Here is a 10,100-nt window from a genome sequence, read left to right as displayed (position 1 = left end):
GAGGAGTCACTACAGGAGCGAGCGATGGATAACGAGATTCAGCTGATCAGTGACGGCGATGGACTTGCGGTCATCGGGGACCCGACGGATGTCGAGCGCTTCCTCGCATCAGAGGGACTGTTGTCGTTGTCGAAGGACCTCGCATTGCGACGGCTCGGTGCTCTCCTCCGTGCCGCGGCTGGAGTCGCACAGGCGGGTTCTGACGTTGCCGCCAACTCAGGTCGCTGGCTGAAGCTGACCGAGGAGTCCGCGCGTCTTTACAAGAAGCACGGACTGATGGAAACCAAGACGCCTGGCATCAGCTACGCGATGGTGGGGAAACGAGGCTCAATCGAGTCATGGCTCCAGGTGGTGGAGCGGTCAGGCTCACTCCTGACCAACCCGGCGATTCTTGCTGGTGCCGCAGGGATCATGGCGCAGCTCGCGAGGCAGCATGAGATGAACGAGATCAAGAGCTATCTCGCGACGATCGACAAGAAGGTCGACGACGTGATCCGCGCCCAGAAGAACGTCGAGCTGGGGAAAGTGTTCGGAGCGGGCCTCGACATTGAGTCTGCCATGACCGTTCTGGACCGGGAGGGCCAGGTCGACGACGATACGTGGTCGACCGTTCAGGCCAGGACCCATACGGTCACGGACGCCTTGGGGTGGGCGCTGGGTCGACTCGACGCACTCGCGGAGAGGGTGGAGAGCACGACCAAGATCGGTGATCTCGCCAAGATGGCCAAGGAAGCAGAGTCCGAGGTTCAGGAATTGCTCGCCGTTGTGGCTCGTTGCTTCGAACTGCAAGACGCGCTCGACGTGCTGCGATTGCAGCGGGTACTGGACGAGTCTCCGGACAAGCTGGACGGGCGTCGGCTAGCGCTGAAGGATGACCGGCAGAAGCGGCGGGAACTCATCTCGCAGAAGATTGAGCACCTGATGGCACGCGTGGATGCGGCTGCCGGCACGGCCAATTCCAATGTGCTGTTGCACTTGCCCGCGCACCGGACTGTGGTGGGCTCGATCAACCATGTCGGCAGCGCGGTCGATGAATTCCAGAGGCCGCTCGGAATCGAGTCTGCCCGACGTTCATTGGAGGCGACACGATGGTGGGACGCGGCCCGGGACCCGGTGCAATTGAAGAACGCGGCCGCAGAGGCGGGGCGCAAAGCGGCCGTAGCGGGTGTGGCGGTCGCGGGGGTTGCGGTCTTGGCGAGCCGCGTTGCGCTTGCCCGCGAAGAACATGGCGAAGAGGAGTGAGCGAGCGCCGGCAGTCAGTCGTGTGGGCTCTCGGGTTGGATGGAAGGACAGCCGAGTCGCCGCGTGGTGACGTGACATCAGCCAGCAAGATCTTTCACGGAGGTGACCGGACTTTCCCGCCGAACAACGCCCTGCTGTGCCACGTCGGGAATGCGGCCTGTTGCTTGCACATCTGATTCGCCATCTCAACCGTCGCCACCGTGCGTTGCTGGCTACTGTGTTGCCCTACTGCTCAAGGCAGGGCACGGTGGGGGTGGGGCGTGAATGGACCTGCGGAATTCGGCGGCCAGGGCTCGGGGGCGTCGGATGGGGTGCCGGTCGACGACGACATGGCGCGGCTTCGGTACAGCCCTTGGGGGGAGGCGGGCGCTGGGCGCGAGCTGCTGGTGCGCGCGACAGAGGCCTTCTACGACACGCCGGAGGCCGCTGAGCGGCTCGGTCTGCCGCACATGCGTCGGATCCCGTCGGGTACGTACTCGCCGGGCCACGGCCTGCCCTCGGGGCTGTACATCTTCGAGTCGCGCCGGTCGAGCGGCTGTGTCGCCGCGCTTTCCCTCTGTGACGGCACCGCTCCGGTCCCGGCCCAGCATAAACGTCTGCGGGATGTCGAGGACGGACATCCGCTACATCGTGCCCTCCTGCTGTACCGGCAATGGCGGGAGTGGCCGGAGAGCGAGGCCGCGTCGGCCGTGCCCCGCTACGCCGTCGGCGATCTCGTCCGGATCGTGGACCAGAGCAGCACCCGTACCGTCACGCGCGTACGTGCCGTCGGCGACGACGGGTTCCAGTACACGCTGCGAGGCGCCGACGGGCGGACGTCCAGGGTCTTCGAAGACAATCTGGAACCCGTCACCGTCGCGTCCGACGACCCCGAGCAGTGGGTACTCGGCGCTCCCGCCCCGGCTGCCGACATCGCGTTGACGCTGACCCTGGCCAAACTCAGCACGCCGCTCACGGACACGGTGTACTCCTTCCAGTCGAGCCGGACGGTGTTCAGGCCGTACCAGTTCCGCCCGGTGCTCAAGCTCATGAACTCCGACCGTCAGAGGCTGCTGATCGCGGACGAGGTCGGCCTGGGAAAGACCATCGAGGCGGGGCTCATCTGGAACGAGCTCGAGCAGCGTACGCACCTGCGGAGGGCCGCGGCGCGGCTCGGCGGGACGCATTTCCGAGGGCTGGTCGTCTGCCCGGCCGCGCTGGTGCACAAGTGGCAGGCCGAGATGGACCAGCGCTTCGACCGCCGACTGCGTGTCCTCGACAACGACGGCATGGAGGAGCTCCTCAGGCTGCTGCGTCGGGGAGACAACGAGCAGCCTTTCGCGGGGGTGATCTCCCTAGAGCGCCTGCGACGAGCCGGACAGCTGACCGAACTCGCCGAACTGCGGCCCTCGTTCGATCTCGTGATCGTCGACGAGGCCCACTATGTGAGGAACGCCGCCACCCGCAGCCACGCGGCGGTCAGCCAGCTGGCCGACTGGGCCGACGCCCTCGTCCTTCTGTCGGCGACGCCCCTCAACCTCGGCAACCAGGACCTCTACAACCTGGTCCACCTGCTCGACCCCAGCGCGTTTCCCGACCCCCACGTCTTCGAGAGGCAACTGGAACCCAATCGGCATCTCAACGCCGTAGCCGCTCGGCTGGCCGATGGTGCAGGACGTACGCCCGGAGGCGCCAACAGCCTGCTGCCGACGCTGGACCGGGTGCGGGGCTCTCGGTTCGGACAACTGGTAGCACAGCGGCCGGAGTTCAATAGGCTGCGCCAGGTCCTGGCGACGCCGCACGCCCTGACGGCACACCAACTTTCCGAAGCAAGACGATGCATCGCCGATCTCAACACCCTGGCCGGCATCGTCAACCGCACCCGCAAGGCCGACACCCCCGACGCCAAGGCCGTGCGCGTGCCCGAGGACGTGCGGGTCACGTGGACCGGGGCCGAGCGCGAGTTTTACGACGAGTTGCACGCCTGGTGCCTGCGGCGTGCCGCCCGCAGCGGCACCGCAGCCGGGTTCGCCGCGCAGATGTGGCTCCGGCAGGCCGCGAGCTGCATCCCCGCCATGCAGCAGCGGCTGCGTGAGCGTTTCTCCGGGAGGGTCACGACGTCTGCGCGCGATGTCTGGACGGACACGGCGGGCGGAACAGGACTCGTCAACGAAGAGGAGGTGGTGCTGGCCGACGACGCCGAGGCTGAGTTCACACCGGAGGAACTCGCGCAGGCGTCACACCATGATGTCGATGAGCTGGTACGGCTGCCCGGACTCCTGAGGCCGCTGTCCCGGGACACCAAGTTCGAGGCGTTCGTTGGCATGCTGCGCGACGCCAGAGCCAAGGGGCTCCGACAGGCCATGGTGTTCTCCTTCTTCAAACGCACCCTGGAGTATTTGGAGAGCAGGCTCACTGACGAGTTCCGGGTACGGGTCATGCACGGCGGCGTGCCCCAGCAGGAACGCCCCGGCATCATGGCGGACTTCCGTGCGGGAGAGTTCGACCTGCTCCTGGTGAGCGAGGTCGGAAGCGAGGGCCTGGACTTCGAGTTCTGCAACGTCCTGGTCAATTACGACCTGCCCTGGAACCCCATGCGCGTCGAGCAGCGCATCGGCCGACTCGACCGGTTCGGCCAGAAGCACGAGAAGATCTTCATCTTCAACATGCAGGTGCCGGGCACCATCGAAACCGACATCTTCCAGCGCCTCTACCAGCGCATCGGTGTCTTCCAGGACGCGATTGGAGAGCTCGAACCGATTTTGCGTGGCCGCCTGCGCGAACTCCATCGTGTGGTGCTGGACCCCAGCCTGAGCGAAGAGGAGCGCCGACGCCAGATCGACCGCATCGGCGTCGCCCGAGTGGACCGGGACAAGGACATCGCGACGCTCGAAAAGGCCCGGGAGATCCTCACGGGTCTGGATGACCTGCTTGTCGAGGGCTTCGACCAGCACAGTCCCGGCCGGGGCCGCTACCTGGGGCCACGGGAGATCCGCGGACTCGTGGAGGCCTTTCTCCAGCAGACAGGGCACGGAAGCATGGAACAGGTTCCCGGCGCCGACGACCTGGTGGACATCACCGGCAGTGGCCGACTGCGCCGGACCATGTACGAGGCCATGAACGCCGGGGCCTTCACCGTTCCCAGTGGCAGTGATCTGCTGGCCAGACTTGGAGGCCCGTACCAGTCACTGCGTGCTTGTTTCACGGCCCGTACCTCCACGGAGACCGGCGCACCACTGCTGAGCGTGCGGCATCCACTCGTCCGCGCTGCCCACTGGTGGTTCACCAAGCGAGCCGAGACGCTCGGCCGCTACGGCCGGGTACGGATACCCGGTCTGCCGCCAGGGTCCCGCTACCTGGTCGAGGCCAGGCTCGCCCGGGTGGACGGTGCTCGGCCACGCCGCGAGCTGTGGACCACGGCTGTGGACACCGCGACCCTCAAGGAGGTGCCGGAGGTGGGCACCGCGCTGCTGACCTGTCTTGCCGGCGGCGACCTAGCTGAGCCGTCGAAGCCCCTACCGGCGGGTGTCTCGGCCTCCCTCCCCGAGATCCTGGAGACCGTGCACGACCTGGCGGCCGAGAGGGAATTCACGGCAAAACGCACCTATGAGGCGGAGAACTCAACTCTCGCGGCTGGTCGGCGTGCGACCGTGGAGGACACCTTCCGCCACAAGATCGAGCAGGCACGCCGACTCGCCCAGGAGGTGGACAGCACATCCATTAGACGCCTCCACGCTGCTCGTGTCGGACACCTGGAGACTCAGCGCGACGCCCGCCTCGCGCAGATGGACCGCGACTCCCGCTTCAGCCTCTCCACCGAGACGGTGGCCCTGGTCCTGGTCGAGGGCTGAGCTTGCCGCTCGACACGCGGCCGGGGACGGACGCCACCCCATGGTCACTGATGCGGATGCGAGTAGAAGTCGGTGAAGGTGTGCTTTCGTTGTTCCGGGAATCCGTTGCCGACGGTGCTCAGGCTCACGGAGGCGCGCTCTCCCCCTCGGAGAATCGGCCATCGCTCCACTCGGAACCGCGACTCCTGGTAGGCGCAGTCCCGTACATAGATCTCTCCAGAGACCTTCAGTGCGAACGTGAAGTCCGTGAACCGCCGCAGCATGACCGGCAGATGAGGCATCGAGCGCCCATCCACAACGAAGTCAAGCGGCTTGCCGTCGACCGAGACGGCGCGCAGTGCGGCGTTCGTATCCCCGGTGAGCCCCGGCACCTGACCGTCGTACCGGTGGGCAAGGCCGCCTTCCCGCCGGAAGATCCGGTCCGGGGTATAGAGCGGTTGGAAGGCCGGATAGAGCAGCTCACGGCTGATACGGCCGTCCCGGTCCCGCCATTCCAGTACCAGGTCGAAACCCGGCCGTGGGAGGTTAAGCCGGTGGTATCGGTCGGAGCGCACCACGAGGCCCGTCGCCACGGACTCCTCTGGAGTTTCGAGTGACTGGTCGTACTCCACCCGAGCGTGCGGAAAGTAGCGCAGAAATTCCTCACGCACCAGAGGGATCTGTGACATCCCGCCTGCCAGGAGCACGTAGTCGACGTCCCCGGCCAGCTCCTGGATTGACATGCGGGCCAGGGACTTTAGATCCGGTGTCATCCGACGCCGCAGCCGCGCCTCACACAGTGCGGCTCTCACGAACTCCAGGGCCCGGTCCAGCTGGGGACGGAAGGCGGCCTCCAATCGCTCTCGCGTGTACTCCAACATGGGAAGGGCGGTATAGCCGCCTCCAAGCGGCACACTCTGTGCGTCGAAACGCGTGTCGGACAGCAGCACTTTGAGACGACGGGCGGCCAACAGCAACAGCGACCGTACGGTTCGCGGGTCGGCAAGGCGATCGACACGAATGCCGGCGGCTTCCAGATCCCGTTCCAGGTGCTTGGCGATGCGCTGGTCCAAGGCGTCGCCTGCCTCTGGCACGCCCCGGGCCGACAGGACCGTCAGCTCCGGCTCCAGATCGTCCAGATCCTCACCCACCGACATCACCGCGATGTCCAACGTGCCCCCGCCGTAGTCGAAGACCAGGACTGTGCCCTCGGGCGGTTGGCCGTCGCGGTCGTGGCAGCCTTCGGACCACGCCAGCCCGGCTGCGATCGGTTCGTCGATGATGTCGGCGACCGTCACCGGGATTCCGGCTTCTACGGCCAGCTGGGCCAGTCGCTTCCGGCGGGGTCCGTCCCAGATCGCAGGGCAGGCCAGGCGGAAGTCTGCGTCCTCGGTCTCGGCCTCGTTGGCCTTCGCCAGCAGCAGCACATGCCGGAGCAGGGCCACAATCAGCCGGTCTGGAGTGAACATCTGCGCGCCCCGCGCATGCGTCCCCAGGGAGAGCGGGCCGTATCTGTCGTCGGTGATGCACTGCTTGACGGAGCGCACGGCGCCGGGGCCCCCGATCGCCTCGGCGGCCTCTCCGAACATCAGCTCGCCATCGGGCGAGGCGGCGACAGTGCTGGGGAGCCATGCAGTGCTGCTGCCGATCGGCACGGTCTCGGCGTAGCTGTAAGGAAGCCGCTGGGTCACCAGCGTCGTCGCCGTACCGAAATCGATGCCCACCAGGGGTCTTTCGTCACCCACTCATGTCCTCCTCCGAGGGAGGGGCGCCCGAGGACGGCGAGCCCCTTTTCCGCCGCGATGAGTTTCCTTGACTACTGCTCCACCGGCCGAACCAGCGCCGGCACCAGTACGACTTCCTGTGGGGTTCCGGCCTGCCACGCGAAGCCGGGCCGCTCCACGATGACCCGTGCGGACGGGCCGGTCCGTGACTGGTGATGCACGGGGTCGAAGTCCACCTCCTCACCGGCGGGGCCAATGTCCGTGAGCCCCGCCGCTGAGGCTTGCGCCAGGACCCTTCGGTACAGGGCATGGGCGGAAGCGGAATCGTCCGTCGTCGTGTGAATCGCCTGGTCCGCGACCTCGGCCAGCACGGTCGCGAGCACCCTGAGACCGTCGATCCGTGCCTGCCGAAGTTGGGACTGCGAAGCAGCACGTCCCGCCTGACGGCCCTGCCGCAGCTCCTCCTCCTGCCGCTGCACCTTCTTGGTCAGGGCATCGGCGCGCCGGGTGACGTCTTCAAGCTCTGCGGAGGCAATGCCAAGCTGCCCGCGCAATGTGCTGATCTTCTCGTCGGCTCGGTCGCACTGGCTCCGCAGGGTGGCCAGCTCCTGCCTCAGATCATCCCGTTCGCTTCGCAGCGCCCATGCCACGGCACGTTCCTGGTCCAGAGCAGCCTCGTATCGGGCGCGCTCCTCCAGGCGGGACGACTGCCCGATCTCGGATGATTCAGGGGTGTCCGCAGCGCCGTCGCTCGCATAGGTTTCCTGAACCGAACTTGCAGCCGGAGCCGGAGCAGGTGATGGCTGGTCTTCTGGCTCAATGGCTTGCCCCGGCTCTTGGCCGGGTGTAGGGCCGCCGCAGGCACCGGCTTCAGGTGTTTGCGCTGAATCCCCCAGAGACTGGACGGCTGGGTCGGCCTCATCCGGCCGGGCCGAGAGAGAGGTCATGAGACGTGTGGCTCGCTCTCGGCCACCGTTCGGACGGGCGGGCAGCGTCTCCAGCGCCGCCTTCAGGTCGTCGCTCATGGTTGTGGCGATGACGTGCTGGAGTACGTGATCGGGTACCGCAGCGAGTACCAGATCGACCCACTCGTAAAGAGGGCCCTGATGCTGTTCTAGCTCTGCCGACAGCAGCAGGAGACGCAGAGCCCGTGAGCAGAGCTCCTCCCCGAACGCTTCACGCTGCTCGGCAGTTACCAGGGAGGTCTCGGCCACTGCCCACTGCAGAAGCGCGGCGCCACGACGCAGAAGGTGCTTACGGTCAGCAGGTTGCTCTGTCTCGTCGAACCCGGCCATGACTGCCATGACGCATTCCTGCGCGGCTAGACCGCGTGGCAACTTTGCTGCCTGATCCGCCGCGGCGCTTTCTACCGGGATCGTCACCAGACCCACCAGGAGGGGCGTGACGGCATGGGGTGATGGAGCACCCGGTTTGCTCAGCTTTGATGACGGGTCGGCCACCGGGTTCTTGGCACGGCGCTGGCCTGTCGTCACCTCGGCAAGGAACTCCACAACTGCTGCTAGCACTTTCTCGGAAACGCCCTGCGCTGTGTACGCCGTCTCGTCGAACGGCCATGACCGTAGAGCCACCCCGAGCGCGTGGGCGGCGACATGCTCGTACGCGCTCAGCTCCGATGCTCCCGATGCGACCGCTTTGCGCAGAGCCTGCTGGCGTCCCTGCGCCCGCTTGGTGGTCGGCGTCGCCAGAGCCTCCAATGCCTCCTGCGCCGACAGCGCTCGTTCTTCGACGAACGGATCAGCCGACTCATCGAGAAGCTTGAGGGGCGCTCCCGGCTTGGCTTCAGCGACCCGCGGATGCGAGAGTAGCCGCTTTCGCATATGGCTCCACCAAGTGCTGTTGTGCTCGCCCGCCAGCCCCAGGGTGCGTGCCTGGCTGCGCAGCTCCTTGACGGATGCTTCCCCACCCATCTCATCCAGAAGCCTAATCAGGACGGGAACGGGCGACTTCGCGAACTCTTCTCGCAGAGCTGAGGCATCGCGTAGTGAGCGATACCGCAGTGAGTCGACCGACACCACCGTGATGTCGGAAGGCACGGGCAACGGAATCCGGGTTCGCAGGCCTTCTGGCCACTGGACGACCGCATTGTCGTCTTCAACCTGACAGACCGTCCCGATGCAGTCATCGCCCTTGCTGTTGCCTTGGCGGCGTATGACCAGGTATCCGCTCTCCACGGCGGCACACTACCGGTCTGGCGCCGCACTGGGCAGTCCGATCCGGTGCCAGCCGTTCGGCTGCCTGGCGCTGGGAGGGAGTCCCAAGGTCTTGGCGTGGGCGGCCACGTGGGCGATGGATCCGCTGGGTGCCGGCACGGGCCTCCTGTCAGCTCTTTTTTCGACGCTGCGACCGGGCCGCTCGGGGACGCGACCGGTGCCCGTGCCGCGGACAGCGCACGGTTGCTGGTTTGCTGGGTCGGTGTGAGCTCGCGGCCCGGTGGGCGTCTGACACATGTCGTCACCCACGAGCCGGCTCCATGTAAGCCCGGTCGACGGGGACCGGGACGCCCTGGCGTTCGCAGATCCGGATGATCTGGTGTGTCGGGCCGCCGTCAGGTCGTGGGCGCGGTCGGGCAGAGCGGGTGAGATCCACAGCAACCGCCCGGCCGGGTCGGTCACCACCTGCTCATTCACCCCGTGTCGGCGATGCTTGTGGGAGTAGTCGGCCCGGCTGCCGCCGACCCGGTCGCACTCGGCAAGGGTGCTGCCCAGCAGGACGTAGTCGGGGTCGGCTTCGCGCAGCGCGCGCAGGAGGCGGGGCGCGCGATCGGCGAGCAGAGCGATCACCGCGGCCGTGTAGGCATGGGTGGTGCCGACGGAGATACCGAAGCCGACTGCGAGCTGCGCGAGAGTGTCGTGCCGACGCAGGTACACCAGACCGACCAGAGCACGCTGGTGCGGCGCGAGCTTGCAGCGGCGGACACCCTCGCGGGCGACGATGAGCATGGTGACCCACTCGACCAGGGCATGGGGCAGGTCGAGTACGGCAGGATAAGCAACCAACAAGGCGTCTGCGCAGGCGAATTGAGGCGTCGAACACCGCCTCAACAGCACGGGAGCTTGTCCGTTGCGGACGACTACCTCATCACCCGATCTGTGGCCACACTGAAAGACCTCACTGGTGTTCGCCCGTCCGGCCTTCCCCTCGCCTGTCACCCCCGGGTGGAACGGAAGTCCTTGGGCTTCTTACTGGAGCTTCGCACCCCACCGTTGCCAGCGACACATGTCCAGGTGGGGACGGGGCATCGGACCCGAACCCGGGACTACCCTGTCATCGGCGACACCGCCGACCCCCTCTCCAACAGCATCCA

4 protein-coding genes and 1 pseudogene are annotated in these 10,100 nt (G+C 66.6%); 2 read left to right on the top strand and 3 right to left on the bottom strand.

Features of this window, described 5'->3' with window-relative positions; genetic code table 11:
- The first annotated feature begins 24 nt into the window (after nt 1-24).
- On the top strand, nt 25-1,242 hold the full coding sequence (locus LN251_RS11365) for a hypothetical protein (protein WP_458244321.1): 1,218 nt from the start codon (nt 25-27) through the stop codon (nt 1,240-1,242).
- 386 nt (nt 1,243-1,628) lie between these two features.
- Nucleotides 1,629-5,072 (top strand): DEAD/DEAH box helicase, encoded by a 3,444-nt coding sequence (locus LN251_RS11360; protein WP_458244320.1) that lies wholly within the window; start codon nt 1,629-1,631, stop codon nt 5,070-5,072.
- Between the two features lie 44 nt (nt 5,073-5,116).
- On the opposite strand, the gene LN251_RS11355 is transcribed toward LN251_RS11360, so the two are convergent.
- The 3 genes and pseudogenes from LN251_RS11355 to LN251_RS11345 form a co-directional block, all read right to left on the bottom strand.
- Complete coding sequence (locus LN251_RS11355) at nt 5,117-6,796, bottom strand: Hsp70 family protein (protein WP_458244319.1); 1,680 nt, start codon at nt 6,794-6,796, stop codon at nt 5,117-5,119.
- Nucleotides 6,797-6,867: 71 nt separating this feature from the next.
- Nucleotides 6,868-8,967 (bottom strand): hypothetical protein, encoded by a 2,100-nt coding sequence (locus tag LN251_RS11350; protein ID WP_458246811.1) that lies wholly within the window; start codon nt 8,965-8,967, stop codon nt 6,868-6,870.
- Nucleotides 8,968-9,158: 191 nt separating this feature from the next.
- A pseudogene (locus tag LN251_RS11345) lies at nt 9,159-9,792 on the bottom strand (transposase family protein); the annotation flags it as partial.
- Between the last annotated feature and the right edge of the window lie 308 nt (nt 9,793-10,100).

It is taken from the genome of Streptomyces sp. MAI_2237, from assembly GCF_054189285.1.
The sequence above is the reverse complement of the archived record's forward strand: the minus strand, read 5'-3'. Positions and strand labels throughout refer to the sequence as shown.